A 26,685-nucleotide genomic window follows, 5' to 3' on the forward strand; every position below is an offset into this window, starting at 1 on the left:
CTTCTGGGCAAGAGTTCGGGCAAGACCTCGTGAGGAACGTCGCTCGTGTCCATGCACCACGACACGAGAGGCCGAACTCATGTCTTCCACCGCAATCCAGACCCCCGGGCTGCTCACCCAGCTGCGTACCGAGTGGGCCACCACCGGATCACGCACGATCGACGTCGACGGTGCAGAGCGCTCCGCCGACGAGCTGCTCACTCTCCTTCGCGCAGCTGCCGGAACGCCCGAGCAGGATCGCCTGCTGCACCAGCTGCTCATCGCCGGCCATGACGGGAATGAGCTCGCCGAGCGGATCATCCTTCAGCTGATGCTCCCCAAGGCCGTGCACCTCGCGCGCACTTGCGCCGCGCTTCGCGATATCAAGGGCCGCGACAACGTCTCGCAGGATGCCGTTGCGATCGCGATCGGCGCCATCTGGGAGCAGATTCGGACCTACAAGCTTCACCGCACCACCAAGCGCATCCACGCCAACATCGGCCTGAACGCGCTCCACTCGATCACCGAGATCACCGCAGCCGAGTCCGTCATCCTCGAACCCGAAACGCTGCAGGAGTCGATCGAGAACTCCCAGCCGCTCGAGCACGTCGACGACTGGAACCCCGACGCATGGGCAACCGACAACGCACGCGCAGTCGAAGATCTCGCCTTCGTTCTCCGCTGGGCCATCGACACGCAGACCCTCTCCCCCACCGAGGTACGGATCCTCGCCCGATACGACCTCGGAACTCCTGCGGACCGCGAAGACCTCGCCGACGAGCTTGAGGTCAAGCGCGACAGCCTCAACCGTCGCGTTCATCGGATTCGCGGCACCCTGATCGAGGCGATTCAGACCCACATCCGTACGCACGGCGGCTGGTAACTCCAACTCAACCCCGAGCCGTAGCGAGACCAACGCCCCCTGGACGGCCCCAGGGGGCGTTCTCCTGCCCCCCTTCTCAGCGGTGGTCCCGAGGGATGGCTCCTTCCCCCGCTGGGCAGACAACCCCTCCCCCTCGATGTGAGAATTGGTCGGTGCTTTCGATGAGGGCCTCCTCCCCACCACCGCCGTCGGCATCGGCTTCACAGTCACCTGGTGACGACTAGGCATGCACTTTGCATCCACTTGGCATTCACTAGAGCTGTTCTTGGCAGTGCCTTTGCTCCCAATTGGCTATCGGTTGTCTATCTGATTGCTAGTCCGGTACTGCCATCTGACTACCAAGCAGATGCCTAATTCGTGCAACGTATCAGCCTGTTGATTACCTCGTGCCACACGCTGACTATGAACTAGGCACCCTGCAACGTCAGACATGGCATCAATATTCATGTTTTATTGCTTCCATATAGCAGTCATCAGGTCTAGACTTGGCTGCATGCAGCAAACACATGTGTCATCTATGCCTAACCAGGGGCTGTCATGCTGACTGCCACTGGTCGCGCAGCGTTGAAGCGAGTCATCGTTGTCAGCAACAAGAAGGGCGGCGTCGGGAAGACGAGCTGCACCTCGAACGTTGGCGGCATGCTCGCGCAGGCGGGATATCGAGTACTCGCCATTGATCTGGACCCCCAGGGCCACCTCGGCGTCGAGCTCGGCTACAAGGGGACGGACCTCGACGATGGGGGAGCGGGGCTCTTCCAGGCGTTGATCCTCGGCCAGGAGCTGAAGCCGGTAAAGGACGTTCGCCCCAAGTTCGATGTGATCCCGGGCGGACCGCAGACGTCTCATCTCGTGGACTCGCTTCTTGGCAAGGCGATGCGAGGCGAAGACCCCTCGTACCTTCTTGCCGAGAAGCTGGCCGGGATCGCCGCCAGCTACGACATCATCCTGATCGACTGCCCACCCGGAGAGAACCACCTCCTCACGCAGGCGTTCGTCGCCGCGCGGTGGGTTCTGATACCCACAGCACCGGATGACGGCAGCATCAACGGCCTGATCGACCTGGCGCAGAAGGTGATCGCCACCCGGCCCCTCAACGAGACGATCATGCCGCTCGGTGCGGTGCTGTTCGCGATCGACTCCCGCGCGATCGCGATGAAGAAGCGCAAGGCGGAGCAGATCAGCCAGGTCATGGGCGACGTCGCCCCTGTATTTACCTCCGCCATCCGGTTCACGCAGACCAGCGCAGTGGATGCTCGCGACAGGGGACAGCTGGTCATCGAGCTCGCAGCAGACATGGAGGAGCAGAAGACCCAGCGCATCAACTGGGCACGGATGCTCAAGGCCAAGAAGGCGGGGGAGCAGGTCGACGAGGCCCAGCTCGAGCAGGGCACCGAGACCAGGAAGAGCCGTCGACTGAGCCAGTCTGCGGCAGACCTCGCAGACGACTACCTGAAGTTGACGGGGGAGATCATCCACGCGCTCGCCGCGAACGAGAAGGAGCAGGTGAAATGAGCACTGAATCGAAGCTGACGCTGGACGCCTTCGCCGGTCTTCTCGCACCCGTGGAGGCACCAACTCCTGAGCCGGCGCCGGAGCCAGAGCCCGAGTCCGTACCCGCCGCGGCTGAGCAGGAAGCGTCGCCCGCGGCGCCGGCAGCCAACGCGCCAGTTGCGACCAACTCCCGGAAGCCGTCGCGTGCGAAGAAGCAGGATGTTGCGCCGCCGAAGGCTGCCCCTGCAGCGGCGGCCCCGGAGGCGAAGGCGGCAACCGCTGGGGGAGCGACCTCAAGCGCCAACCCGTATCGGCCTGTGAACATCTCGCTCCCGGTGAGCATCAGCAAGCGCTACGAGGCGTACAAGTCGAGCACTGGTCACTCGCACTCGGAGATCCTCTTCGATGCGATCGACGAGACGATCGACCGACTGCCGGAACTGATCCGCGCGAAGTACGGGGAATCGAAGAGCACCAGCATCTTCAATCGCCCCAACCGGACCACGGTGACGTTCGCTCCCGAGGAGGACTCGAGCATGTTCATCGTTCGTGTCCGCAAGGACAACGTCGACATCCTCGAGGATCTCTGGCACCGCCTCGGAGCTCCCAACCGGAACGCGATGATCGTCGTCGCCTACGACGAGTTCCTGCCCAAGACCACCAACTAGCACCTGACCCAAGGGGGACACGGGATCATGACCACAGCACCGGAGGCTGCGAGCAAGAAGCGTCGCGGCGGCAAGCGAGCCGCAGCGACGGACGGAGCGACGACGGATGCCCCGATGGCATTGCCGGAGACCCGATCGCGGCGACGCCCCGGCGTCATTGCGATCGGGGTCGCGCTCGTCATCGTCGGCGCGCTGGGCAGCTGGTTCTACATCAGCAACGCCCGCCACACCGAGGCCGTGTTCGTCACCTCGACGGACATCACTCGAGGCGAGAAGATCGAGCAGACAGACCTAGTGACGATCGAACTCGCAGCCGGCCAGAAGACGGACGCGATCCCCGCAGACCAGGCATCCGAGATCCTCGGCAAGACGGCAACCGTGGACCTTCCCGCCGGCTCCCTGCTCACACCGGGTGCGTTCAGCGACAGGATCGAGGTTGCCGACGACCAGTCCATTGTGGGCTTCACTCTCAGCGGCGCTCAGATGCCGTCGACGCCCCTGTCCGCCGGCGACTCCATCCGCATCGTCGAAACTCCCGTCGCGCAGGGCGACCCGCCGGCGGAGACGCCGAAGACCTTCCCTGCCACGGTCTTCACCGTCAGCCAGAACCTCGACAAGGGCGTGTGGAACGTCAACGTGATCGTCCCCAAGTCGGAAGCCGCCGCGCTCGCTGCGCGGGCCGCCACCGGCCGCGTGGCGCTGATCCTGGACGGAGGAGGGGAGTAGTCATGGCGGTTATCGCACTGGCAAGCTTCTCCGGCGCCCCGGGCGTGACCACCACGGCGCTTGCGCTCACCTTCGCCTGGCACCGCCCGGCACTCCTCGTCGAAGCTGACACCGCGAAGACCTCGAGTGTCCTGTTCGGCTACCTCCGCGGACAGCTCCCGCACGCCACGGGCATGACGAACCTGGCGATCGCGCAGCAGAACGGCGCGCTCACCGCGGACACGATCATGGAGCAGCGCGTCCCCCTGACCGACCAGCGTGACGTCATCCTCGGCTTCACCAACGTGGCCGCCGGTCAGGGAACGAACTCGCTCTGGGGGCCGCTCGGTGCCGTTCTCAGCACGCTGGACGGGGCGGGCACGGACGTCATCGTCGACCTCGGCCGGATCTCCGCCCGCGACCCGCGAATCCCGCTGCTGCAGATCGCGGACAGCGTGCTTCTGGTCATGCACCCTTCCCTCCCCGACATCTTCGCCACATCCGCGGCCGCCGGTGAGCTCCGCGAACAGCTCGAGGCAGCCGGCCATCGCGACTACCTGGACCTGCTGCTCGTGGACGCCCCGTTCGAGACGTGGAACCGCGGCGAGATCTCCAAGCACCTCCATGCCGAGGTCACTGCGGAGATCAAGCACGACCCGCGGGGCGCGGCGACGTTCAGCATCGGCCTCGATCAGCCCAAGAAGTTCCTCACCGGCGGGTACATCCGTTCCGTCCGTGCCGCGCAGGCGAACATCAACCAGCGCATCGCCCGCCGGCACCAGCACCTCGGCGCCCGCCCGAGTCAGCAGGAGAGCGCATCATGAGCACCTCGAACAACGACAGCCCGGACTACGGGTCGTTCCTCGACCTTCCGGCCTTCACCTCCCCGGACCCCGGCGCCGTCCCCGGCCTGCCCGCGCCACAGCCCACAGGGCCAGCAGCGCACCTGCTCGCCGCCGCCGGCACGTCGGCCCCGACTCGTCGCTCCCAGACGCCGCAGACGCCCCGTCAGACGACTCCGGCCGCGGCGCCGGGCGACGACGAGCCGAAGATCGCCGAACAGGTCGACTGGGCTCTGCTGCGCACGCTGCGCAGCGACGTCGCCGAGCTGCTCCAGCGCTCCCTCACCGACCGCCCGGGAATGAGCGAAGCCGACCAGCGTGCGATCGCGCAGACCCACGCCCTCGACGTGATCAAGGACCGCATGGCCATGATCACCGCCGAGGACGGAGACCGGGCCGTCTGGAGCCAGGAGCTGCAGCACCGGATGGCGAAGGCGATCATCGACGGCCTGTACGGCCTCGGCCGCTTCCAGCCCCTCGTCGACGACAGCCGCGTCGAGAACATCGACATCTACGGCTGCGACAGCGTCTGGGTCAAGTACGCCGGCGGCAAGAAGGTGAAGGTCGCCCCGATCACCCCCACCGACGAGGATCTGGTCGAAGAGATCCGCATGATCGCCACGCTGCAGGGAGAGAGCGCACGCCCCTGGTCCAGCGCCCACCCCATCCTGTCCATGGACCTTCCCGGCGGCATCGGCCGCCTCGAGGCGACGCACCCGCCGATCTCGAAGCGCCCCAAGATCGTCATGCGCATCCACAGGTTCGTCGACATCACCCTCGACGACCTGGTCGAGCTCGGGTCTCTGACCCCGGATATGGCAGAGCTGCTCAAGGCCCTCGTCCGCGCCGGCCGGTCGGGTGTGGTCGCAGGCCACCCCGCCGCGGGCAAGACGACACTGCTCCGCGGCCTGTCGAACGAGATCGACCCGCTCGAGGAGATCATCACGATCGAGAAGGAACGCGAGCTCCACCTCGACCTCATGGGCGACCGGCACCTGATCGTGACCCCGCTGCAGTACCGTCCGGGCCTGGGGGAGAGGGCGGCGGACGGCAGCCAGCCCGGAGAGATCACGCTCGTGAACCTGCTCGAGTCCGCTCTCCGACTGGATGCCCAGCGCATCATCGTTGGCGAGGTCCGAGGTGGCGAGGTGGACGCGATGTTCCAGGCTATGCAGGCCGGTATGGGCTCGCTCAGCACGCTCCATGCCGCCTCCGCGAGCGACGCTATCGAGCGACTCGCCGACCTCGCACTGAAGAGCCAGAGCAACGCCTCGACGGAGTACGCATACCGTCAGATCGCCCGTCACATCGACTTCATCATCCAGGTCGCCAAGGTGCGGCGCCCAGACGGCACCGTCAAGCGCATGGTCACCGAGATCGCGCAGGTCGGCACCGTCGAGGGTCACCCCGTCGCCCACCCGCTGTTCGCCCTGAACAAGGCCGGGCAGCAGGTCCTCGTCGGCCGGCCCACGCAGGGGATGGACGAGGTCCTGTACGAGGCCGGGCTCTCTCGGGACTTCTTCCGGAACATCCAGGAGACGGCAGCATGAGCGCCACCCTCCCGCTGATGGTCGGGCTCGGACTGTCCGGGATCCTGGTGATCCTGCTCGGCATCTTCCCCTCGCAGGAGAACCGCACCCGCGAGTTCCCCCGCAAGGTCAAGCAGGCCGTGTCCCGCTGGCGCACGTACGTCACTCGACGGAACCTCATCGCCGGCGGCGCCGGCCTCGTGCTCGGCATCGTGCTGTGGCTCGTCTCTGGGTGGACCGTGATGCTGCTCGCCGGCCCGGTGTTCGCTGTCATCCTGCCGCTGCTCATCGGCGGCCGCGGCGACGGCGACGACGTCGACAAGCTGCAGGCGCTCGAGACATGGACCCGCAGCCTCTCCGGCATGATCTCGGGCGGATCGATCGGCCTCGAGGCCGCACTGCAGGCCTCGGTGAAGTCCACTCCGCCGCCGATCCGGAAGGAGGTCGAGCGGCTCGCCGCGCGACTCACCAGCCGGTGGCCGATCGAGGACGCCCTCAACGCCTTCGGCGACGACCTCCACGATGCGACCGGAGACCTGGTCGTCGCGCAGCTGCTCCTCGCCGCGAAGGAGCGCGGCAACGGTCTCGCTGCTGCGCTCGACGACCTGTCCGATGACGTCTTCGACGAGGTCAAGAACCGCCGTGAGATCGCCGCAGACCGTGCTAAGCCGCAGCGGACCGTTCAGGTCATCACCCTGATCGTCCTCGCCGCGCTGTGCGCGTTCCCGTTCCTCGGGCAGTCGCAGTTCTTCGCGTCCTACCAGACACCACTCGGCCAGATGCTGCTGGCGATGTGGATGGGCATCTTCGTCGTCGCGCTCTACTTCCTGAAGAGGCTCATCCGGTTCCGCCCGCTGCCGCGCATCCTGGTCAACCCTCACGAGGGGAGGAGCTGACCATGTGGCAGATCCTGATCATCCCCGGTGCCCTGATCGGTGCCGGCCTCGCCATCGTCCTCACTGCGCTGCTGCCGCGGCAGCCGCGGCTGTCCGCGGTCGCCGAGCGCATCGGCTCCGTGTCCGTCGTCGACGCGGAACATCGCACAGACCTGGAGACCCGAGTCGGGTCCTGGGTGCACCGACGTATCCCCGACCTGCCCGGGTTCACGATCCCCGTGCAGGATCTCGAGCTCGTCGGCACGCCGGTGAACAAGTACTTGTACCAGAAGACCCGCGACGCACTGCTTCTGCTGATCGCACCCAGCCTGGTGTCTCTCGTGCTCAACATGATCGGATTCAGCGGATTCGCACTCCCCGTCGCGGCGCTGGGGCTTCCCCTCGCCGTGCTCGGCTGGACAGGAGCCGACCGGGACCTTAGGAAGGCTGCGAAGGCCGCACGCGAGGAATTCTCCCGCGGCGTCGCCATCTACCTCGAGCTCGTGGCTGCGGAACGCAAGAGGAACGCTCCGCCCACCGTTGCCCTCACCAACGCCGCGGCGATCGGCAAGAGTTGGGTGTTCGTCCGAATCCGCGAGGAGCTCACCCGCGCTCGCCTCTCGGGCACCCCCTCCTGGGAGGCGCTGAACGCCTTCTCCGAGAAGATCGGCGTCCCTGAGCTCGCTGAAGTCGCCCGGATCACCCGGTCGGCAGACGAGACGGGATCTTCCATATATGAGACACTGAGGTCGACCGGAAGGGGGCTACGGGTGAAGGTTCTGCAGGCCGAGAAGGCCAAGGCCAACAAGATCAGCGACGACTTCACATCTATCGGGGGTTGGTCTGTCGCTGTGGTGTTCATGGGCATGATCTTCACCCCGCTCCTGATGAATCTCACGGGGTGATGTCCGATCGCAGACGAAATCACCACCCATGACATTCGACAGCACAGCAACGAAAGGCGCACCATGAATCCTCTTACCCGCGCAGCGATCTTCCTGCGCGTCTACTTCGACGGACTGATCGATGACATGAAAGGGAAGCGTGAGCAGGGCGATGGCCTCGTGTCCTTCGTCCTCATCGTCATCCTCGTCATCGTCATCGCCGGGATTGTCGCCGGCGTCATGACCGGCTTTTTTGAAGCCCGTCTCGCAGAGATCACCGACCCGTTCTGATCATGCGCCTCTCCCGTCGTCTCGCCGCGCTCCTCCGCACCCTCCGCACCCGGGTGACGGGGGAGCGCGGCGACGGCAACGTGGAATTCGTTCTCCTCTTCCCGATGTTCGCCGGGCTGATCTTCCTGATCATCCAGGCAGCGATCTTCTTCGACGCCGGCAACGCCGCCCAGTCGACAGCCAACATCGTGCTCAATGAGGCCCGCCTGTACGAGGGCAGCACCTCGAGCGCAGTCACCGTCGGCAACGACTTCATCGACTCTCACGCCTCCAACCTCCACGACGCGACCATCGCCGTCTCCCGGAGCGACACAGAGGTCGTCGTGACCATCACCGGCCGAACGAACTCGTTCTTCGACCTGTTCGGTGACATCGAACGCACTGCCACCGCTCCCGTCGAGAGGTGGATCGACTGATGAACCGCATCCGCCGCCTCCTGAGGCGCGAAGAGGGCTCGACCGCCCTCGAGTTCGTCCTCTTCGCGCCGTTCATCCTCGCCTTTCTCCTGACCGTGATCGCCTTCGGACGCATCGCCCTCACCGAGCTCTCGATCAAGTCGGCCGCCGGCGCAGCTGCACGCGAGGCATCCCTCTCAAGTACCTCCGAGACAGCGCAGATCGGCGCCCGCGAGATGGCCGAAGCAGCCCTCGCCAACGCCGGTGTCAGCTGCACCAGCCTCACCGTGGTGATCGACAGCTCCGGCATCAACGCCCCGCTCGGGGTTGTCGGTACCGTGAGCGCCACCGTAACCTGCACACTCGACCTCTCCGACATCGCCCTCCCCGGACTCCCCGGAACCCGGGTCGTCACCGTGACAGAGCGATCGCCCGTCGACCCGTACAAGGAGCGTGAATGATGCGACAGCTGATCACCCCGCTCCGGCAGCGGGATCAGGAGGAGGGCAGCATCATGCCGTTCCTCGTTCTCACCGCAGCGCTCCTGATGGGCATCATCGGCATCGTCATCGACAGCGCCATCTCCTACCACGGCAACGAGGACGCCCACTTCGTCGCCAGCTCCGCAGCTCGCGCAGGCACGAGCGCCATCGGCGCAGATGCCGTCTCGATGGGCTCGTCGACCATGGACTCCGCGAAGGCTGAGCAGGTCGCAATGGACTACCTCCGCGCCGCCGGCTACGAAGGCACCGTCACTGCTCAGGGCGGCGAGATCACCGTCCGCGTCTGGTCCACCGTCGAGACCCGATTCATCAGCCTCTTCGGCGTCAACACCCTCCCCGTCGAGGGTGAAGCGAAGGCCACACTGCTCACCCAATGAAGGAGATCCCCATGAAGGCCACCCGAACGATCGCCGGCATCACCGCCGCGGGCGTCATCGCGCTCGGGCTCCTCACCGCGTGCACACCCACGGAGGAGCCGACACCGAAGCCGACGACCTCGTCGACGGCGACGCCCACCCCCACGCCGACGAAGACGGCTGCAGCCGAACCCGCCAGCGACACCGACGCGATCGCCGCAGGTTACGCCACGGCAGAGGAGTACTTCAGGATCTGGGACGAGATTCGAAGCGAGCACCCTGACGACCCGTCCGCGATCGACTCGATCGCCCTCGGCTCAGCCAAGGACGCTGTGGTCAACGAGGTCACGCGCTATGCCGAGAAGGGCTACCAGGCGGAGGGCAACGTGAAGTTCACACTGCTCGACGGCCAGTCCTACGCAGCACCGGCACGAGCGAACGGCGTCACGGAATCCGAGTTTGGGCAGCCGATCCTCTACGGATGCGTCGACTACAGCGAAACCAGCGCGTCTGACAAGGACGGCAAGGCGTTCCCGGCGCCCAACCCCAGCTCGATCAAGGTCGAGGTCATCGCCCGGTACTTCAAGGCCGAGCAGCGGTGGGCCATCATCAGCTACAAGCAGGATCTGGAGAGCACAGAATGCGCCGGCTAATTCTCGGGATCGGAGCCCTGGTCCTCGCCCTCGCCGCGGTGATCGTCCCCGCAACCAGTGCGTCAGCGGCTGGATGTGCGCAGTACGACCCCATCACCGGAGAGTGCACCGTTGAGGTCGTAGTGCCAGGTGGTGACGGCGGCGGCGACGGTGGAGGTGACGGCGGCGGCGACGGTGAAAGCGAAGAGTGCTGGAAGCTCGTCGATCCTCAGTCGCCGCCTCCTGCTGGCCGCGAGGAGGGCAAGGGCGCGTGGTACGAGCCGTGCGATTCCAGCGGCCCGTTCACCGTCGCACAGTGGTTCGTCACCCCGCCTGACGGCGCACCGATCACCCCCGCTCAGGCCGCCCGGCTCATTTCCGCCCGGCTGAACGTCCAGGCGTTCGAGGTTGGCATGGCGCCTCAGGTGAACCCGGAGTGGGGCTACCGACGCACGCACGTCGGCGTGCCCGTGTGGATGTGGGTCGCCAACCCCGGCCCGACGACCTACAACGGATACACGGTGAGCGAGACCGAAGCAGGCATCACGGTCACCGGCTCCGTCCGTGTGACGTCGATCCGCTGGGATATGGGTGACGGCAATTCTGTGACCTGCGGCAACGCCGGCACGCCCTATCAGAACGGGTATGGCGTGACGGAGAGCCCGACCTGCGGCTACCTCTACCACCAGACCAGCGAGTCCCGCCCGGGCGATCGCTACCAGGTGACGGCCACGAGCCAGTGGGTGTTCGAGTGGCAGGCGGCCGGCCAGAGCGGGACCATCCCGCTGACGACCGAGAGCAATGCTGAGCTCGAGGTCAACGAGATGCAGTCAGTGAACAACTGAGAGGCAAGATCATGCGATTCATCAGAGGTCTCGGAGCGCTCCTCGCGCTGGCCATCGTGCTCGTCGGGATCCCCGTCGCGCTGATCACCTTCGCTGAGCAGCTCATCCCCGCCTCCTGGGGCGAGCTGCTCAGCCTGTTCACCACACCGGACTACACCGGCCGCACATTCCTCCTCGCACTGACCGTCGTGGGCTGGGTGTGCTGGGCGTACTTCGTGATCGGCTTCCTCATCGAGGCCGGGTCGCGGATGCGTCACATGCGCGCGCCGAAGATCCCGGCGCTCGGGCTGTCACAGCAGTTCTCTGGAGCCATGCTCGGCGCGATCGTCGTCATGTTCTCCACCGTCGTCGCGCCGATGGCCGCCGTCGCCGCGGATGCCCCCGTCGACACCTCGACACCGATCGCCGCCACCGCGTCCGTGGACTCGAGCGTCGCGACCCAGGACAGCACCCCGGCGCCGGCACCGGCGGCAGCCGAGACGGCGGATGTCGAAGCTCCCACCGTCACCGTGAAGGACGGAGATTCGCTGTGGCGGATCGCCGAGCAGGCGCTCGGCAGCGGGGAACGGTGGAAGGAGATCGCGCAGCTGAACTACGGCGTCACCCAGGCCGACGGCCACGCCCTCACCGCAGATCACTGGCTGAACGCCGGATGGGTGCTCACCCTGCCGGCAGACGCCGCCACAGCCACCAGCGAGGCTCCGTCGACGGAAGCCGAGTCGATCGTCGTGGAGTCCGGTGACACCCTCTGGGACATCGCAGAGGCCGAGCTCGGCGCCGGCGAGCGGTACGACGAGATCGCGGATGCCTCCCGCGACACCATCCAGCCAGACGGGCAGCAGCTCACCGACCCGAACCTCATCCTGCCCGGATGGGTTCTCACCGTTCCCGCGTCCGCAGCTCCCGCGGCCGCGGCCGAGACGCCCCACGTGGAGGCGCCGGCACCTACTCCGCCGGTCGAGGCACCCGTGACCGAGCAGGCGCCGGCTGTCGACGAGGCTCCGGCAGGCGTCGACGTCGACGAGACCGGCGCCGAGAGCGCCGACGTCGATGGGGGCGCGAGCGTCGTCGACGAGAAGCCGATGGGGGAGGCGCAGCCTAAGCCGGAGGCGCCGGCCGACGACGTCGTCATCGATGCCGAAGCCGAGGAGGACGCCGACAGCGCCTCGTGGATCGACGAGATCTTCAACATCCGCACCGCCGGCGGGATCGGCGCTGTCGCGGCGGCCGGCCTGCTCAGCGTGCTCGCCGCGCGCCGCCTCAAGCAGCGCCGGGAACGGAAGGCCGGGCAGCGGATCGCGATGCCCGCAGGCGACACGGAGACCATGGAACTCGAGCTGCGCGCGGTCGAGGACCGGCTCGGGATCGACGACGTCGACCACGCGCTGCGCCACCTCGCCGTGTGGGCGCAGGACTCCGACAACGCGCTCCCGCCGCTGTACGCACTGCGTCTCGCCGAGGACGGGATCAGCCTGTTCCTCGACGCCCCGATGGATCTCCCCGAGCCGTTCCAGGCCGATTCCGAGGACCGCACGGCATGGACCGTCGACCCCCGGCAGCTGCCGGCGCTCACCCGCACGCCTAGCGCCCCGTACCCGGCGCTGGTCACCATCGGACAGGACCCGCTCAACGCCCACCTGATGGTCGACCTCGAGTACATCGGCGCCCTGAACCTCACCGGCACGGAAGAGCTCGTCAGCGGCGCCATGACCGCGCTCGCGATCGAGCTGGCCACCAGCCAGTGGGGCGAAGACCTCCGCGTCACGCTCGTCGGGGTCGCACCCGGCCTCCCGGTCGCACTCGACACAGGTCGTGTGCGCCACGTCGACGACGTGGACCGGCTGCTCGAGGAGCTGCGCGCGCAGGCCGCCGACACCGACCGCACGCTCGAGGACCTCGGTGTCTCGTCGATCGAAGAGGCACGATCTGCAGGCACCGAGGCCGAGGGCTGGTTCCCTGAAATCGTCCTGCTCGGAGAGATGCCCGCGGCAGCTCAAGCCGACGAGCTCGCCGAGCTCGTCACTCGCCTTCCCCGAGTGGGGATCGCCGCGGTCGCATCGGGTCAGCTCGCGGGGGAGTGGACGCTCAACGTCGTCGCCTCCGCCGCCGGCGCCGAAGCCTCCCTGCAGATCCCCAACGCGGAGGATGGCATCCCTCTCACGCCGCAGATCATCGACGGCGACGAGCTGCGTCGCATCCTGGACCTGTTCGCCACCACAGAGGCCCCCGCCGAAGGCGATGAGGCCAAGAGCCTCGAACTCGAGCTCGATGAGCTCCCCGTCACCACGGCGCCGAGCATCCCGGAGGATGCGGCCACTGTCGACGACCAGGCCGAGATCTCCGCAGACGACGTCGACGAGGATGAGCACGCGGACGACGGCGAATGGAAGATCGTGCTGCAGAGCATTCTGCCCTCCATCACGACGACGCCGACGCCGGCGTCTGCCGTCGACGAGCAGGCGGCGCCCGGGCCTGCCGAAGAGCCGACCGAGGATGCCGCCGAGGAGCCCGCCGAGGAGCCCGCCGAGGAGCCCGCCGAGGAGGCGACCCCCGCGGCCGCCGAGGCGGCTGCACCCGCCGAGGCCAAGGAGCCGGCGCCCATGCGGCCGATCATCCAGCTGTTCGGCATCCCGTACGTGCAGCTGCTCGGCAACGTCGAGATTCACGGCGCCCGTGGCCCGGAGCCTCGGACGGCGACGATGTCGCACACCGCGCGCGCAACGGAACTGATCGCCTACCTCGCCCTGCACGGCCCGGCGACCGCGGTCGACGTGCACGCCGCGCTCTGGCCCGGCAAGGACCCGCGAGGTGACAGTGCAGCGAAGAGCCGCAACGCCCTCACCTCGCGCGCACGCCGCTGGCTTGGCCGAGCGAACGACGGCGAGGAGTTCGTGCCGAAGGTCGGCACCGCCGGCTACAGGCTGCACTCAGACGTCCGCTCCGACTGGGACGTCTGGCGCGAGCTCGTCACCCCGGATCCGGCCTCTGCAGAGACCGCCGACCTGATCAACGCCATGCACCTGGTGAAGGGCCAGCCCTTCAGCGGCGTCAGCGAGCGCCGCTACGTCTGGGCAGAGCGGATCCGCACCGAGATGATCGCCGAGATCGCGGATGCCGCCCACGAGCTCGCCACACGCTCACTGCGCGCCGGCGACATCCCGAACGCCCGCTTCGCCGCATCCGTGGGCCGACAGATCGACCCCAGCAACGAACTCGCCTGGCGCAACGCGATGCGCGCCGAACACCTCGCCGGCGACATGGTCGAGTTCGAGCGGATCGTCTCCCAGCTGCACGCGCAGCTCGACGACATCGAGGACGGCCTCGAACCCGACGAGGAGACGCAGGAGCTCATCCACTCGATCCGCGGCCGCCACGCCCTGGCCAGCTGACGACCATGACCCTCCTCGAGCAGAGCGCCGCCCCGCGCACCCTGACCTGGCCGCCGATCGCCGCGGCCGCGGCCGGCGGCGCCCTGCTCGGACTCACCGCCCTCATCGACGCAAACCTCGCCGCCTGGCTGACCCTCGCGCTGTTCATCGCCGGCGGCATCCCGATCAGCATCGTCGACGCCCGCGAGCACAGGATCCCGAACCGGATGCTGTTCCCCCTCGCCGCAGCCGTAAGCGCCTCTCTCACGGCCCAGACGGCCCTCTCCGGCGACGTCGGGCGCCTGGCGGCCGCAGTGGGCCTCGGAGCGGCCCTGTGGGCCGTATACGCGCTTCTGAGCCTGTTTGGGGCCATCGGGTTCGGAGACGTCAAGCTCGGCGGCCTGATCGGCCTTCTGCTCGGCTGGCACAGCCTCACCGCGGTGATCGCCGCTACGATCCTCGCCTACCTCCTCAGCGCCCCGCACGCGATCGCCCTGGTCCTCCGTAAGGACGGCCGCGGCCGCCGAATCCCCTTCGGCCCCTACCTTGTCCTCGGCGCCGTGATCGCGGGAACCCTCGCCCTCCTGGGACTCATCGCATGAACGCCCGCAACGAGAAGATCGAGATCGACTACCCGGCCTTTGTCGCTCGCCTGCAGCAGACGGGCAGCATCTCCCTGCTGCAGGCAGAGATCCCCGTCGACGTCGATGAGTTCCGTCGTCAGCTGCGGCGAGCCGCCCGCGCCGCCGGCATCCGGATGCGCAGCTCGAGCAGAGACCAGAGCTTCATCGCCTGGGACCCCGCCTTCGAAGTGCCGGCAGACGCACTGCGTGCCGCGATGGATGCGCTCACGCTCCTCCCGTCGACGCAGCCGACATGCCCCGTCGACGGGACACTCCTGCGCACCGAGGCCGACACCTGGGTCTGCGGGAGCTGCGGCCACCAGGTCACGGTTCCTCCCCTCGAGCACGAGATCCCCGACTTCGACGGCCCCTCGGTCAACGGAGGGTGAGCGCCCTCCCAGATAATCCAGGGTGATTTATCTGGGAGTATCTGGCCGCTCCGAGTGCCGACATCTAGAGAGTTGTAGTGACTTATAGCGATGTCTAGTGATTCACTATAAGTAGCTAGATTTCCCTAGATCTGGAGTTGCCATGGACCCCGTCCGGAACCCGTACTCGCCTGGTGCCGGCCGAAAGCCGGCCGCGCTCGTCGGCCGAGACGAAGCTCTGCGCGAGTGGGCCGTCTCCATGCAGCGAGTTGAGCGCGATCGCACCGATCAGCCGTTCGTCCTCTACGGCCTCCGCGGGGTCGGCAAGACCGTCCTGCTGTCCGAGTTTCGGCGCAACGCCGCGAAGCGCGACTGGGTGGTGGCACAGATCGAGGCCGGCGGCGGCAAGACTCTCCGTGAGCTGCTGGGCGAGGCACTCTATGAGCCATTGCGAGATCTCGCACGGCCCTCCGCTGGGAAGAAGCTCCTCAAGGCGCTGACCACGATGCTGAGCTTCAAAGCGTCCTACGACACGCAGGGCACCTGGACGTTCGGGCTGGATCTCGCCGGCACCAGCGGGGGAGGAGCCGACACCGGGATCCTCGACACCGACCTGCGCACCCTCATTCGCGATCTCGCAGACGCCGCGGCCGAGGAGAACGTCGGCCTGGCGATCCTCGTCGACGAGGCACAGGACCTCACCTCCGACGAGCTCGCCACCCTCTGCGCGATCGCGCACGCCGCCGCACAAGACGACTGGCGGGTCCTGTTCGGCTTCGCTGGCCTTCCGAGCCTGCCCCGGATCCTCGCCGAAGCGAAGTCCTACGCCGAGAGATTCCGCTACCTCCCGATCGAGAAGATCGACACCGCCGTCGTCGCCGAGGCCCTCTCGATCCCCGCCGCGCAGGAGGACGCTTCCTGGGATGACGACGCGATCGCGCTGGTCGTCGAAGCGTCCGATCGCTATCCCTACTTCCTGCAGCAGTACGGGCAATCTACGTGGAACAAGGCCACCGGCCCGAACATCACTCGCACCGACGCCGAGCTCGGCGTCCTCGAGGGCACCAACCAGCTCGACAACGGGTTCTTCCGCGTCCGCTGGGACAGAGCCACCCGAGCAGAGCAGCAGTACCTCCGCAAGATGGCAGAGGACGGCGACGACGGCAGCGCCTCGAGCGACGTCGCGGCGCGCCTCGGCCGCACAGTCGGCAGCATGAGTCCGACGAGGAACGGGCTCATCGCGAAGGGGCTCATCTACGCGCCCGAACATGGTGTCGTTGCCTTCACCGTCCCCGGCATGGCGGCCTTCATCGACCGACAGATCGACGCCTGAACGCAAGGAGAACTCGTGAGCACCGACGAGCTGCACCCCTTCCCCGAACCTCACACACTCGAGGAGGCACAGCAGCTCGTGACCAGGGCTCGCCGGCTTCTCGCTCAGGCGCAGGACGTCCACGACCAGGCGCTTGGCGCCGCCATCCGGGTCGCACTCCGCGGCGGCCGCAGGATCTCAGATGTTCCGGGCCTCCTCGAGCTCACATATGCCCAGACCCGCCGCTACCTCGGCCGCGACGACCTCAAGCTCCTCCCGCACGACCCTGATGTAGCTGCAGACATGTTCCTGCGCTATCTCCCAGAGATCGATCGCGGCGACATCAGCTGGAACCACGCCGATGAGCTCTACATCCAGCCGACGCCGGCCGTCGAACGAGTCGCCGCTCTAGCGGCCCGTGACGGGCGAACATTCCCATGGAGCGTGCGCGACGTCGCCGAGGGACTGATGCGCCGTGGTGTCGTCCGAGGAAGCGGGTCACGCAGTTCCGTCAGCAGAACCCGCAATGGGCAGACCCTCAAGGTGTGGGCAATGGAACTCGTCGTCCTCACAGATCTCGACCTGGTCTGGAGCCCGGACTTCACGGACCCTCTTGCGCGCTCCTTCCGCGCGATCGACCACAAGTACGCCACGGAGCACGAAGACGATGTAGCCGACCGCTCTCAACCGATTCCGCGAGCAGCACAGGCATTCCTCCAGCTCATCCGAGACGGAGGAATGGCTGCGTTCGGCGAGATCCGCGGCGAACGACTCCTCCTACACCCACAGACCGCCACGGAACGAGCGATCGAAGCCGCCGCCGCCGCCGGCCAGCCGTTCCCATATACGCCGCCAGAGATCGCAGAAGGGCTCAGCCAGATGGGCGCGCTGCGCGTCGACGGCTCGAACAGGAACACCGTAGGCCGCCGCATCAACGGCAAGCTCGTTCGAGTCTGGGACGTCGACATCTCCTACGTCATCTGAGCCTCTGTTACCAGAACTTCAGCGCTTCGATCAGCCATCAGCCAACTGAACTGGTCACAGAGTTGATCTACCTTTTGATCAGGCATTCTTCTGTGTAAGCACCCTGCGGCACACTGCTCGCTGACACCCCTGTGACCACGCCTTGGTAACAGGGTATTTTTCATGCTTGAACTGGGGATTTAGTGGCCAACCTGGGGGATTGTTACCGTAACCGAGAATGTAACCCCCACATGTGCATGCGCGCGAGGATCCGATAGAAATTTTCTGAATCGATGTCCGATCCATCCGGAAACCTGCACCCATGGCTAGCGTGAAGACGACACGCGGACACGCCGAGCAGGTATCGATCCTGGTTCAGTTATTCGCTATGGTTCCCACATGGGTCAGCCACGGAAGGGAACACGCGGGTACATCCCGCTGCGCCCGCCTGTTGATCAGCTCGCGGTCTACCAGCAGCGTGCGGACGAGCTCGGCATCGCTCTCGGCTCATACAGCGTCATGCGGATGGCTGAAGCCGAAGGGCTCGACGTCCCCGATTGGGTACTCGATGAGATCGAGCGGGCCAAGAAGAAGCGCGCCGACGAAGCCAAGAAGGCAGCCGAAGAGCGTGCTCGTCAGCAGATCGCGGGCCTCGAAGAACTTCCCGAGCAGAAGCCGGGACACCCAGCGGTACTCCCTCGGAAGGAGCGGCCTCTGGCTCGATCGGCCTAGAAAAGGAAAAGATCCCTCGAGCGCCAACTCGTGGGATCTTCCGAAGTGGGTGGCTTCCGAACTACCGCCAAGTAGATCCGAAGCTCTGAAGTTGTAAGTCCTTGACCGGGACGAAGAACCGGATGAACCGGCCCTTTGTTGAACATGTAAGGAGGTGTTCGAGCACCATGGTAGCGCAGTTCTGTCTTTTTCTGAATCAGAATCAGCATCGTGTTGCCCGACTCCTCCGCGTCCGCCGCGGGGGAGGGCAACAGCAGTGACGCTCGTCTCTCCTCCTGTCGGCTCGCAGCGCTCGTCCGTCGACCGCGTCTGGAACGCTCTCGACGCCGGCGGTTTCAAGCCCGAGTCGATCCGTGGCGACAAGTTCATGGCGCTCTGTCCGGTCCATGGCGACTCGAACCGCTCGCTCAGCGTCAAGTGGGACAGCCGCCGCGGCGCCGTCCTGTTTAACTGCTTCACCTGCCACGCCGAGTACCGCGACATCGCCGCGGCGATCCATCTGGCCCCCGCGGACCTGTTCGACGAGCCGCTTCCGGAGAACGAGCGCGGCGAGCGGAAGAAGCGCACCCCTCGCACCAAGTTCGTGCCCACCCACAAGGTGCCCCGCCGGATCACCGAAGACGATGACGCCGGCCTAGAGGAGCGCCTGAAGAAGGCCACCTGGCAGCGCGTTCTCACCTACCCGTATGCCGACTCCAAGGGTGATGTGATCGAGGAGGTGATCCGCGAGCAGACCGTGCTCGACGGCGTCACCCACAAGCGGTTCCGGCAGCGGTTCATGGGCGACAAGGGCCGGTGGCTCACGAAGAAGCCTGAGTGGTTCACGCCTGTGCTGTACCACCACACGCAGCTGCTCGAGGCGATCGCCGCCGGCAACCCGGTGTGGATCGTCGAGGGCGAGAAGGACGCCGACAACGCGATCGCCGCCGGACTGGTCGCCACCACGAACGCGCAGGGAGCCGGCAGCTTCCCCGAGGAGCTCGTCGACGTCTTCGCTGGCGCCACCGTGAAGGTCGTCGTCGACCGTGACGCCGCCGGCTACAAGCGCGGTGTCACCATGCACCGGCTCCTCAAGGGCGTCGCAGCATCGGTCACGCTGCTGCGTCCCGCCGTCGACGAGGACAAGGCCGATCTCAGCGACCACCTCGAGGCAGGCCTCGGCGTCGACGAGCTCGAGGAGATCACCGCTCGGCAGTCTGCGCTGCTCGCCGCCGTCGGCGACGCCCACCGCACGATCAAGGCAGTCGACGTCTGCCGTCGCGAGATCCGCGCCCACCTCGAGCGGATCCCTGCCGCCGGCGCCGCAGCACCCCAGCATCGCGAAGCAGCCGAGACCTGGGCGACGGAGTCCGACATCCGCTTCCGCCGCATGGTCGACGCGCTCACCAAGGCCCGCATCGAGTACTCCGGCGATGACCCGATCACCCACGCGGCTCTGAACGACGCGGACGCCATCATCGAGTCTGCAGCCGAGATCGCCCGCGAAGCTCACGAGCTCGCCGAGGTGCGCACGCCGGTCAGCATCACCGCATGGCGCGACCAGGGGCAGAACGTCGCTCCGATCGAGGCAGTATCCGACGACGACGGCGACGATCAGCAGCCGCCGCGCTTCACCGGCCACGAGTTCATCCCCGGCGACGACGGCACCCCGAATATCGGCACCGAATACCGGGTCCGCAACGGGCAGACTGTTCAGGTCAAGTACGTCCCGGACGAGGGGGGCGGGTGGAAACCCCGCTTCCATCTGATCATGGACGGCTGGGCCGAGATCCTCTCCGCCTCGCTCGAGGATGACGGTGACGACGCCACCGCCTCCCCGCTGAGCGAGATGATCGTCGAGTTCTCGCGCTGGTCCCGGGATCCGGAGACTGGACGTCCGCTCTACGACGAGAACGGCGAAGTGATCGTCGAGCGCCAGGTCGTGGTCTGGGATGAGGAGGTCCTCCGCGAGGGGAAGTGGACGAACCACCTCGGCTGGCCTGGCATGCTCGAGGATTCCTCACGCCGCGGCCGCGACATGGCTTGGAACGCGATTCACCGCGCCCGCCGCGCCCCGTCCTCGTTCAACCGGATCTACACCGCGACCGGCTGGCGCAAGACCGACCTCGGCGACTTCTTCGTGCACGGCGGAGGCGCGATCACCGGCCAGGGCCACCTGGACGTCGACGTCCGCATGCCCAGCAGCATCCAGAAGCTCACCGTGCCCGAGCCGACCCTCGACCCGAAGGTGCTGCGGGAGGCCTGGATCCGGGGCACCGTGTCTCTGCGGGAGAAGCTTCCTGCCCGCGTCATCGCCCCGCTGCTTGGCCTCGTCTGGGAGGCGCCGTTCGCTCCGGTCCCGCTGATCACCTACCTCGAGGGCGCTCCCGGATCCGGCAAGTCCTCCTGCGGTCGCCAGGCGATGCACTACTTCGCTCCCGAGCTGACGGACCGTGTCGGAGCGAGCAAGACGATCCTGTCCGCGACGCAGGCTGGCGGTTCGTTCATCGGCATGATTCGCCTCCTCGCGCAGCACGTCAGCCACATGCCCGTGCTCGCCGACGACTTCGTCGACGCACAGGACGCACGCAAGGCCGAGGCGAAGATCGACAACTTCGCCCGCGCGATCTTCGACCGCGCACCCCGCGTGATCGGTAAGGCTCGCGGCGGCACCAGCGAGAGCAAGCCGATCGACGCCTCTGTGATCGCCACCGGGCAGGTCGGTTTGCACGGATCGGGCCTGCAGCGCGTCTTCACCATCGACATCAGCCCCGGCGACATCGTCGACACCCCGAAGACGTTCGCCGACCTCGAGAAGAAGGACCGCCGCCAGGCGCGTGCCATCCTCGGCGCCGCGCTCATCCAGTGGCTCTGCAAGCACCGCCGTGCTCTCGAGGCGGAGTTCTTCGACGAGGACACCCCCGGCCGCTCGAGCAACGAGGCGCTCTCGGCGATGTGGCTCGAGCGGATCTCGCCGCTGCCCCACTCGGACGGCGCCAAGGGCCGCATGACGAAGGCTGCCGTCGCCGCGACCCACGGCATCCACATCATGCTGCGCATGCTCGTCGACGTCGACGCGATAACCCGGGACGAGGCGAACGAGTTCCTCGAGTGGGCGATCGACGGCATCCTGACCGCGATCCGCCGACAGGACCACGGCGCCGGCGACCCCGGCATGACCACGATCGAGCTGATCCGTGAGGGACTCGCCGCCAACATGGCGCACCTCACCACCACACAGGGCGACGCTCCCGCGCATGCGCAGCAGTTCGGGTGGACCCTTCGTGGGAACCCGCCGCACGACATGCTGCTGCCCAACGGCCCCCGGATCGGCGCTGTCAAGGGCGATGGGCCGGATGCCAAGCTGCTCCTGAATCCGCGAGTCACCTACGAGCTCATCTCCCGCGTCGCCCGAGGCGCCGGCGAAAGCCTCTCTGATACCCCGATGTCGATCGGCTCTTCCTTCCAGGCGCACGGATGGGTATCCACGGACAACGAAGGTCGTGCCGCAGTTCTTCGCCGAATCGAGGGTGTGCAGCAGCGCGTCTGGGAGATCCCGCTCAGCGTCCTCACCGGCGCTGACGGCGACGACGGTGCGCCCGCCCCGGGGACCGTGTCTACGGGGCCGCAGCGGCCGTCTGAAGGGCCGACGGCGCCGCAGCCTCCCTCTCTGTTCGACGTAGCTCCGGCAGACGCCGGTGAGCGCCCCCGCCGTGAGCCGGCCGTCGACGAGCCGGAGGCCCCTGCGGCCGCTGCTCCGGATGCTTCCACACAGCCCACGACGCCGACGCCTTCGGCGCCAGCCCCTGCAGCGGCACGTCCCACGGCGCCCGCGAAGACCACGAGCCCGTTCGCGGGCGCCGTGGCGGTACTGCACGTCGACGGGCTCTGGATGCCGTCAGGGGAGCGCCTCGAGCTGCCCTTCCCGCTGCGCCACCTCGGCGACGTCGCTCAGCTGATCGCTCACCTCCGTCTCGGCGTGAAGAACGGCTGGAAGAACGAGGACGGACAGCTGTTCGTCACGCTCGGCGCCGCGCAGCAGCTCGGCCTGCCCATGGCAGATCTCCCCAAGCCGGGCACCTTCGACTTCACCGAGGAGCTGAAGAAGCGCACCAAGGACATCCCGTTCATCACCGATGCGATCGACGCCGGCTGGCAGGTCGGCGGCACCGAGCGCTCACTCAACGCCACCACCCGTGTCTGGCACCCTGAGAACCCGCAGCTGCGCGGCCGATTCGTGCTCATCCCCGCGCTCAAGGACGACTTCGCGCCGATCATGGCCGGCGCGACCGGCCCGGCCGACGTCGCCCGCCGGCTGCAGCGATTCGCGGATGCGCTCGGCGCGCCCTACGCGGTCTCGGCATCCACGACCGGGCTGGATCTCATGATGACCACAGCCCCGAGCAAGGAGCAGCGCCTGCTCCGGTTCGCTCCCTCCGAGCCGGTCCCGCCGGCGGAGATCGCAACCCTCGAGGCGGACATCAACTGGCAGCGCAAGCCCACCGAGGAGGAGCTCACCCACCGGTACGTGCACGGCTTCGACCGCGGCGGCTCCTATCTCGCCGGTGTCGCCGGCCTGCAGCTCGGCGTCGGCGCCCCCACCTACCTCCCCGAGGGCACGCCGATCGCCTTCGACAAGAACACCCCCGGCTACTGGCGGGTGCCGATGCCGGAGAAGGCCGAATGGCTCACCCCGAACCCGCTCGACCCCCGCAACCGCGACGAGGACACCACGGGTCAGCTGACCTGGGTGAGCACGCCCACCCTCGAGATCGCCCTCGACTGCGGATACTCGTTCGAGATCCAGGAGGCCTACGTCTGGGAACAGCACACCCGCCTCCTCGACACCTGGTATGAGCGCGTCCGCGACGCTCGCACCGCCCTCGACACCGGCGACCCGGACGACACGGCAGCCCGCGACCTGCTCAAGAACCTCTACACTCGCGGCCTCGGTCTCATGGCCAGCCACGAGCACCACCGCGGCCGCGACGGATACGCCCCCGAGCGCTACCACGCGATCCAGGCGAAGGCCCGCGCGGCGATCATCCGCCGCATCCACCAGATCGGCAAGAACACCGGCCGCTGGCCGGTCGCGATCATCGCCGACACCGTCCTCTACACGAGCAACGAGATCGACCCGGCGAAGGCCTGGCCGGGCGAGGCCCGCAACTTCGGTCGCGGCCTCGGACAGTTCAAGCCCGAAGGGTTCACCGAGCTCGCTGGGCACCTGAAGTTCCTCACCGGCCGCGGCCGGTACGAGGGCAAAGAATTCCTCGACCAGGAACTGATCTGACCCGGAGGTGATGACGATGGCCGACATGACTCCCGACGACTTCGCCTCCCGGCGCAACAAGGTGTTCTCCGGGCTCACCGGACGCAAGGCGACCGCGCCGAAGGATGCCACCGTCAAGGAGATGCTGCAGAACCTCTACGGCACCGTCCGCGGCGGCGCCGAGAGCATCGACACGAAGGAAGCCGCCCGCCGGCAGGGCGTCAGCCAGCGCACCATTCAGCGTTGGCTGAAGGGCGACACCAAGCCGCGGACCGAGAACCTGAAGAAGCTCGCTACGAAGAACCGGCAGTCCGTGACCACGAAGCGCGGCCGTGAGCGCACCCTCCGCCGCGCCGCGGCACACCAGAAGGCCCTCACCGGCAGCAAGCCTGTCCGGGTGCGTGTCCACGGCTACCAGGGGATCGCGACCAGTGAGCACGGCATGCGCGAGCGCAACAGCCAGGTGAAGCTCACCGCCGAGGAGTACTCGACCCTCATGAACATCGCCGCGACCGACGGCGAGGACGCCGCGCTCTCCTACCTGCAGGCGCTCTACAGCGACGGCCGGTATCCCGCCGATTGGGAGTTCCGCACCATTGACGACTTCCGCATCGACGAGCACCCGCAAGGCGACGACCCTCGCGCACTCTGACCCATCCACCGACCCACGAACAGACAGAGAGAGGAGGTGAACATGTCGATCACCGTCTACACCAAGCCGAGCTGCGTGCAGTGCAATGCAACCTACCGCGCGCTGGATGCCAAGGGCATCGAGTACGAGATCCACGATCTCTCGGAGGACCCCACGGCCCTCGAGCAGGTCAAGGCCCTCGGATACATGCAGGCCCCGGTCATCGTCACCGACGAGGACCACTGGTCGGGCTTCCGCCCCGACAAGATCGACGAGCTCGCCGCACGCCTGGCGTGACCGTCACCAGCAGAGGGCCGCACCCCACCAGGTGCGGCCCTCTACAGCCTCAGGAGGATCGAATGACCACCACCGAACCCACCACGCCCAAGTCCCTCCGAGAGACGCTCCAGGCCCTCCTCACGGAGATCAGCGAGGATCTCGCTGCCGACGTCGACCGCCACGACGGAAGCGCCGTCACCGGTCAGCTCCTCGGGGAGATGCACGGCGAGCTCGCCGGGAGCATGTCGACTCTGGCTCAGATCCTCAAGGTCGTCATCGACCACACCGCCCTCTACGACGTCGTCCAGACCGCAGACGAGCTCGACGCTCTGCCCGCCGGCGTGATCGTCCGCTCAGCAGCCGGCACCGTCGCCAGCCGCTTCGACAAGGACCATGGCGTCGTATTCGGAGACGACCGCCCCTTCAGCCCCTGGACGCGCCTCGAGCTGCCCGCGATGGTCATCTGGCGCCCCGTCGACGTCACCAGCTCACAGAACTAAGATGGCAACCAACGGTCGCGGAAGCCGACCACGTCCCGATCACGGGAGATGAGGGTGAGATGCCCAGCTTCCCCAGCTCGAAAGCCCGTTGACCTGATCGGTCACCGGGCTTTCGGCTTCCTCGGTTTGGTGTGCGGGATCTTCACCGCAGGATGCAGCCGCAGCTCCTCGAGCGTCGGCCGAGGAGCTGATGCCAGCCATGCTTCTGTATGCCCGCGGCTGACCGCACCGTGGGGGAGCGAGACCCGCCACTCGGCAACGTGCTCGAGCAGCTCTATCTTGGCGATCTGGGCCGCGAAACGGTTCCGGAACGTCTCCAGCTCGATCACCTCGCCGCCGTCCGCCCGCATCCGGGCATTCGTACGATCGCCATCAGCGCGGCCGAGGCGGGCCGTGCACAACTGCCGATCGCCGAACAGCACCACCGCGAGCGAATGCGGCTTGAGCCATCCGTTCTTGACCCACAGCTCGCTCACCGGGGCGCCGCGGCCGCCGATATCCCACAACGCCTCACGGGCGTAGTCGAGATCCACCTTCTCCTGCCTGCGGATCGACGCGGATGGCATCACGAGCTCGCGCAACGCCTCCACGCGCGATCGCGGAACGCCCTCACGGATCCAACGGCGCACAGTGCCGGGAGCTACCCCGAAATGCTCCGCGATCAGACGGGTATCCACTCGCCCGTGCCGGCCGAACGCGCTGAGTCGGTTCATCAGGGCGATGCCGAGCCGGCGATCACTCCAGACCTCGTTCAGCTCCATCTCGGCGGCCTACTTCCCGAGCAGCTCGGCTTCGGACACACCTAGGTGCCTGGCAAGCTTCGGCAGCTCGGTAGGGAGCCACGAGGATGTGCCATTCAGCCGGAAACGCATCGTCACCTCAGAAATCCCCAACGCACGCGCCGCAGCTGCAATCGTCGATCGGCCACGGAACTCCAAGCGAATCTCCTCGAGCTGCTCAGGCGAGAGCTTCACCCGCTGGCCTGCGACCGTAGCCGGCGGCCGGCCGACTCGGCGCATCGACCGCTCAGCCCGTTGCTTGAGATAGCGGTCGACCTCCTCCTCATCGAAGCCAGGAGAGCGCAACGAAGGCGGTGTGATCGGCTTGGGGAAGTCCGGGTCCTCACTCACCACCCTGCGAGCGTGACGGACCACCACGCCCATCTTCTCCGCGATCTCCGCGAAGCCAATCATCTGGCCAGGCATAGGAACCTCCAGTGAGTATAAATAGTCCTTTGATGACGCTTAATATAGAGATTACACCTCGACCATCGGACGGGAGGATCATGACCGCGGCCGCCAGCACACCTACGCGCCCTTGGCTGATCTCAGCGCGCTCCGAGATCCTCGAGCGCAGTCTCCCCGACCCTGACCCCGAATGGCTGCTCCGGTGCCGCAACGCCGGCATCACGGCCCCCGATGCTGTAGCAGCCCACGAGGATCGCGTGCAGGGGAGAACCGGCCCCCAGGCACGCATACACGCAGCCTTCCCCAAGAGGTTCGACGGATACGGATCCTGGCGCACTGCAATCCTCGAGTGCAGCTGCGGAGCGCGAGCGGAGGCCCGCAACTTCTCACGGGGCGAGGAGAACACCTGGCGCACCGAGCACCTCGAGCAGACCCGGCCCCAGCGCGGCTGAGCGGGGGCCGGGGCCGGCATCGGCCGAGCGGAGGGCGCAGCCCGGAGCCACCGACCGCGGGCTGAGTCCACGAGGAACCGCAGCCACGAGCACAGCTCGGCCTGCCGAGCTGGCATCGGCTGAGCGCGTGAGCGCTCTAGC

At 67.0% G+C, this 26,685-nt stretch carries 27 protein-coding genes; 24 read left to right on the plus strand and 3 right to left on the minus strand.

Going from position 1 to position 26,685, the window contains the following annotated elements; all coding sequences use genetic code 11:
• Nucleotides 1-79 precede the first annotated feature (79 nt).
• The 24 genes from AC3B5L_RS17655 (at nt 80) to AC3B5L_RS17770 (ending at nt 24,905) form a co-directional block, all read left to right on the plus strand.
• A complete protein-coding gene (locus AC3B5L_RS17655) occupies nt 80-862 on the plus strand; it encodes a hypothetical protein (protein WP_490096505.1) in 783 nt (260 codons plus the stop codon).
• A 537-nt stretch (nt 863-1,399) separates the two neighbouring features.
• Nucleotides 1,400-2,374, plus strand: a complete 975-nt coding sequence (locus tag AC3B5L_RS17660) for a ParA family protein (RefSeq protein WP_490096506.1) — start codon at nt 1,400-1,402, stop codon at nt 2,372-2,374.
• Nucleotides 2,371-3,021 carry a hypothetical protein gene (locus AC3B5L_RS17665; protein WP_490096507.1) on the plus strand — a complete coding sequence of 217 codons (651 nt, stop codon included), beginning with the start codon at nt 2,371-2,373 and terminating at the stop codon, nt 3,019-3,021. The genes AC3B5L_RS17660 and AC3B5L_RS17665 overlap by 4 nt, the downstream gene beginning before the upstream one ends.
• Before the next feature lie 27 nt (nt 3,022-3,048).
• Entirely contained in the window at nt 3,049-3,747 is a 699-nt protein-coding gene (locus AC3B5L_RS17670) for an SAF domain-containing protein (RefSeq protein WP_490096508.1), read from the plus strand.
• A 2-nt stretch (nt 3,748-3,749) separates the two neighbouring features.
• The gene (locus tag AC3B5L_RS17675) at nt 3,750-4,550 is read left to right on the plus strand and encodes a hypothetical protein (RefSeq protein WP_490096509.1); all 801 of its coding nucleotides are present in this window, start codon (nt 3,750-3,752) and stop codon (nt 4,548-4,550) included.
• Nucleotides 4,547-6,118, plus strand: a complete 1,572-nt coding sequence (locus AC3B5L_RS17680) for a TadA family conjugal transfer-associated ATPase (protein ID WP_490096510.1) — start codon at nt 4,547-4,549, stop codon at nt 6,116-6,118. The genes AC3B5L_RS17675 and AC3B5L_RS17680 overlap by 4 nt, the downstream gene beginning before the upstream one ends.
• Nucleotides 6,115-6,993, plus strand: a complete 879-nt coding sequence (locus AC3B5L_RS17685) for a type II secretion system F family protein (RefSeq protein ID WP_490096511.1) — start codon at nt 6,115-6,117, stop codon at nt 6,991-6,993. Before AC3B5L_RS17680 ends, AC3B5L_RS17685 begins: the two co-directional genes overlap by 4 nt.
• Before the next feature lie 2 nt (nt 6,994-6,995).
• A complete protein-coding gene (locus tag AC3B5L_RS17690) occupies nt 6,996-7,877 on the plus strand; it encodes a hypothetical protein (RefSeq protein ID WP_490096512.1) in 882 nt (293 codons plus the stop codon).
• 63 nt (nt 7,878-7,940) lie between these two features.
• Nucleotides 7,941-8,147 carry a hypothetical protein gene (locus AC3B5L_RS17695; protein WP_490096513.1) on the plus strand — a complete coding sequence of 69 codons (207 nt, stop codon included), beginning with the start codon at nt 7,941-7,943 and terminating at the stop codon, nt 8,145-8,147.
• 2 nt (nt 8,148-8,149) lie between these two features.
• Nucleotides 8,150-8,563 carry a TadE/TadG family type IV pilus assembly protein gene (locus tag AC3B5L_RS17700; RefSeq protein WP_490096514.1) on the plus strand — a complete coding sequence of 138 codons (414 nt, stop codon included), beginning with the start codon at nt 8,150-8,152 and terminating at the stop codon, nt 8,561-8,563.
• On the plus strand, nt 8,563-9,003 hold the full coding sequence (locus tag AC3B5L_RS17705; RefSeq protein WP_490096515.1) for a TadE/TadG family type IV pilus assembly protein: 441 nt from the start codon (nt 8,563-8,565) through the stop codon (nt 9,001-9,003). The genes AC3B5L_RS17700 and AC3B5L_RS17705 overlap by 1 nt, the downstream gene beginning before the upstream one ends.
• Nucleotides 9,000-9,422: a Tad domain-containing protein gene (locus tag AC3B5L_RS17710; RefSeq protein ID WP_490096516.1), complete on the plus strand. Its 423-nt coding sequence runs from the start codon at nt 9,000-9,002 to the stop codon at nt 9,420-9,422. The genes AC3B5L_RS17705 and AC3B5L_RS17710 overlap by 4 nt, the downstream gene beginning before the upstream one ends.
• An 11-nt stretch (nt 9,423-9,433) precedes the next feature.
• Entirely contained in the window at nt 9,434-10,054 is a 621-nt protein-coding gene (locus tag AC3B5L_RS17715; RefSeq protein WP_490096517.1) for a hypothetical protein, read from the plus strand.
• Nucleotides 10,042-10,878: a hypothetical protein gene (locus AC3B5L_RS17720; RefSeq protein ID WP_490096518.1), complete on the plus strand. Its 837-nt coding sequence runs from the start codon at nt 10,042-10,044 to the stop codon at nt 10,876-10,878. The genes AC3B5L_RS17715 and AC3B5L_RS17720 overlap by 13 nt, the downstream gene beginning before the upstream one ends.
• A gap of 11 nt (nt 10,879-10,889) precedes the next feature.
• Nucleotides 10,890-14,267 carry a LysM peptidoglycan-binding domain-containing protein gene (locus AC3B5L_RS17725; protein WP_490096519.1) on the plus strand — a complete coding sequence of 1,126 codons (3,378 nt, stop codon included), beginning with the start codon at nt 10,890-10,892 and terminating at the stop codon, nt 14,265-14,267.
• A gap of 5 nt (nt 14,268-14,272) precedes the next feature.
• On the plus strand, nt 14,273-14,848 hold the full coding sequence (locus AC3B5L_RS17730) for a prepilin peptidase (RefSeq protein ID WP_490096520.1): 576 nt from the start codon (nt 14,273-14,275) through the stop codon (nt 14,846-14,848).
• Nucleotides 14,845-15,258 carry a hypothetical protein gene (locus AC3B5L_RS17735; RefSeq protein ID WP_490096521.1) on the plus strand — a complete coding sequence of 138 codons (414 nt, stop codon included), beginning with the start codon at nt 14,845-14,847 and terminating at the stop codon, nt 15,256-15,258. The genes AC3B5L_RS17730 and AC3B5L_RS17735 overlap by 4 nt, the downstream gene beginning before the upstream one ends.
• Before the next feature lie 142 nt (nt 15,259-15,400).
• A complete protein-coding gene (locus AC3B5L_RS17740) occupies nt 15,401-16,570 on the plus strand; it encodes an ATP-binding protein (RefSeq protein WP_490096522.1) in 1,170 nt (389 codons plus the stop codon).
• Nucleotides 16,571-16,585: 15 nt separating this feature from the next.
• On the plus strand, nt 16,586-17,533 hold the full coding sequence (locus AC3B5L_RS17745; RefSeq protein WP_490096523.1) for a hypothetical protein: 948 nt from the start codon (nt 16,586-16,588) through the stop codon (nt 17,531-17,533).
• Between the two features lie 378 nt (nt 17,534-17,911).
• Nucleotides 17,912-18,244, plus strand: a complete 333-nt coding sequence (locus tag AC3B5L_RS17750) for a hypothetical protein (protein ID WP_490096524.1) — start codon at nt 17,912-17,914, stop codon at nt 18,242-18,244.
• A gap of 256 nt (nt 18,245-18,500) precedes the next feature.
• Nucleotides 18,501-23,516 (plus strand): DUF8841 domain-containing protein, encoded by a 5,016-nt coding sequence (locus AC3B5L_RS17755; protein ID WP_490096525.1) that lies wholly within the window; start codon nt 18,501-18,503, stop codon nt 23,514-23,516.
• A gap of 16 nt (nt 23,517-23,532) precedes the next feature.
• Nucleotides 23,533-24,147, plus strand: a complete 615-nt coding sequence (locus tag AC3B5L_RS17760; RefSeq protein ID WP_490096526.1) for a helix-turn-helix domain-containing protein — start codon at nt 23,533-23,535, stop codon at nt 24,145-24,147.
• 42 nt (nt 24,148-24,189) lie between these two features.
• Complete coding sequence (gene nrdH / locus AC3B5L_RS17765; protein WP_490096527.1) at nt 24,190-24,423, plus strand: glutaredoxin-like protein NrdH; 234 nt, start codon at nt 24,190-24,192, stop codon at nt 24,421-24,423.
• Between the two features lie 62 nt (nt 24,424-24,485).
• Nucleotides 24,486-24,905 (plus strand): hypothetical protein, encoded by a 420-nt coding sequence (locus AC3B5L_RS17770; RefSeq protein ID WP_490096528.1) that lies wholly within the window; start codon nt 24,486-24,488, stop codon nt 24,903-24,905.
• A gap of 101 nt (nt 24,906-25,006) precedes the next feature.
• Here the strand turns inward: AC3B5L_RS17770 and AC3B5L_RS17775 are convergent, their stop codons facing one another.
• The 3 genes from AC3B5L_RS17775 to AC3B5L_RS17785 form a co-directional block, all read right to left on the minus strand.
• The gene (locus AC3B5L_RS17775) at nt 25,007-25,666 is read right to left on the minus strand and encodes a hypothetical protein (RefSeq protein ID WP_490096529.1); all 660 of its coding nucleotides are present in this window, start codon (nt 25,664-25,666) and stop codon (nt 25,007-25,009) included.
• A 9-nt stretch (nt 25,667-25,675) separates the two neighbouring features.
• Complete coding sequence (locus tag AC3B5L_RS17780) at nt 25,676-26,110, minus strand: hypothetical protein (protein WP_490096530.1); 435 nt, start codon at nt 26,108-26,110, stop codon at nt 25,676-25,678.
• 368 nt (nt 26,111-26,478) lie between these two features.
• The coding region (locus AC3B5L_RS17785; RefSeq protein WP_490096531.1) for a hypothetical protein at nt 26,479-26,685 on the minus strand (207 nt) is incomplete at its 5' end.

The sequence above is a fragment of the Microbacterium sp. C-MGS6 genome, assembly GCF_058140415.1.

Bases quoted from the DNA above. Each gene is read 5' to 3' on its own strand.
- AC3B5L_RS17660 (WP_490096506.1), top strand. From the start codon at position 1,400: ATGCTGACTGCCACTGGTCGCGCAGCGTTGAAGCGAGTCATCGTTGTC.
- AC3B5L_RS17710 (WP_490096516.1), top strand. From the start codon at position 9,000: ATGATGCGACAGCTGATCACCCCGCTCCGGCAGCGGGATCAGGAGGAG.
- AC3B5L_RS17695 (WP_490096513.1), top strand. From the start codon at position 7,941: ATGAATCCTCTTACCCGCGCAGCGATCTTCCTGCGCGTCTACTTCGAC.
- AC3B5L_RS17655 (WP_490096505.1), top strand. From the start codon at position 80: ATGTCTTCCACCGCAATCCAGACCCCCGGGCTGCTCACCCAGCTGCGT.
- AC3B5L_RS17770 (WP_490096528.1), top strand. From the start codon at position 24,486: ATGACCACCACCGAACCCACCACGCCCAAGTCCCTCCGAGAGACGCTC.
- AC3B5L_RS17760 (WP_490096526.1), top strand. From the start codon at position 23,533: ATGGCCGACATGACTCCCGACGACTTCGCCTCCCGGCGCAACAAGGTG.
- AC3B5L_RS17720 (WP_490096518.1), top strand. From the start codon at position 10,042: ATGCGCCGGCTAATTCTCGGGATCGGAGCCCTGGTCCTCGCCCTCGCC.
- AC3B5L_RS17715 (WP_490096517.1), top strand. From the start codon at position 9,434: ATGAAGGCCACCCGAACGATCGCCGGCATCACCGCCGCGGGCGTCATC.
- AC3B5L_RS17725 (WP_490096519.1), top strand. From the start codon at position 10,890: ATGCGATTCATCAGAGGTCTCGGAGCGCTCCTCGCGCTGGCCATCGTG.
- AC3B5L_RS17730 (WP_490096520.1), top strand. From the start codon at position 14,273: ATGACCCTCCTCGAGCAGAGCGCCGCCCCGCGCACCCTGACCTGGCCG.
- AC3B5L_RS17700 (WP_490096514.1), top strand. From the start codon at position 8,150: ATGCGCCTCTCCCGTCGTCTCGCCGCGCTCCTCCGCACCCTCCGCACC.
- AC3B5L_RS17780 (WP_490096530.1), bottom strand. From the start codon at position 26,110: ATGCCTGGCCAGATGATTGGCTTCGCGGAGATCGCGGAGAAGATGGGC.
- AC3B5L_RS17685 (WP_490096511.1), top strand. From the start codon at position 6,115: ATGAGCGCCACCCTCCCGCTGATGGTCGGGCTCGGACTGTCCGGGATC.
- AC3B5L_RS17680 (WP_490096510.1), top strand. From the start codon at position 4,547: ATGAGCACCTCGAACAACGACAGCCCGGACTACGGGTCGTTCCTCGAC.
- AC3B5L_RS17735 (WP_490096521.1), top strand. From the start codon at position 14,845: ATGAACGCCCGCAACGAGAAGATCGAGATCGACTACCCGGCCTTTGTC.
- nrdH (WP_490096527.1), top strand. From the start codon at position 24,190: ATGTCGATCACCGTCTACACCAAGCCGAGCTGCGTGCAGTGCAATGCA.
- AC3B5L_RS17675 (WP_490096509.1), top strand. From the start codon at position 3,750: ATGGCGGTTATCGCACTGGCAAGCTTCTCCGGCGCCCCGGGCGTGACC.
- AC3B5L_RS17750 (WP_490096524.1), top strand. From the start codon at position 17,912: ATGGGTCAGCCACGGAAGGGAACACGCGGGTACATCCCGCTGCGCCCG.
- AC3B5L_RS17690 (WP_490096512.1), top strand. From the start codon at position 6,996: ATGTGGCAGATCCTGATCATCCCCGGTGCCCTGATCGGTGCCGGCCTC.
- AC3B5L_RS17775 (WP_490096529.1), bottom strand. From the start codon at position 25,666: ATGGAGCTGAACGAGGTCTGGAGTGATCGCCGGCTCGGCATCGCCCTG.
- AC3B5L_RS17665 (WP_490096507.1), top strand. From the start codon at position 2,371: ATGAGCACTGAATCGAAGCTGACGCTGGACGCCTTCGCCGGTCTTCTC.
- AC3B5L_RS17670 (WP_490096508.1), top strand. From the start codon at position 3,049: ATGACCACAGCACCGGAGGCTGCGAGCAAGAAGCGTCGCGGCGGCAAG.
- AC3B5L_RS17705 (WP_490096515.1), top strand. From the start codon at position 8,563: ATGAACCGCATCCGCCGCCTCCTGAGGCGCGAAGAGGGCTCGACCGCC.
- AC3B5L_RS17740 (WP_490096522.1), top strand. From the start codon at position 15,401: ATGGACCCCGTCCGGAACCCGTACTCGCCTGGTGCCGGCCGAAAGCCG.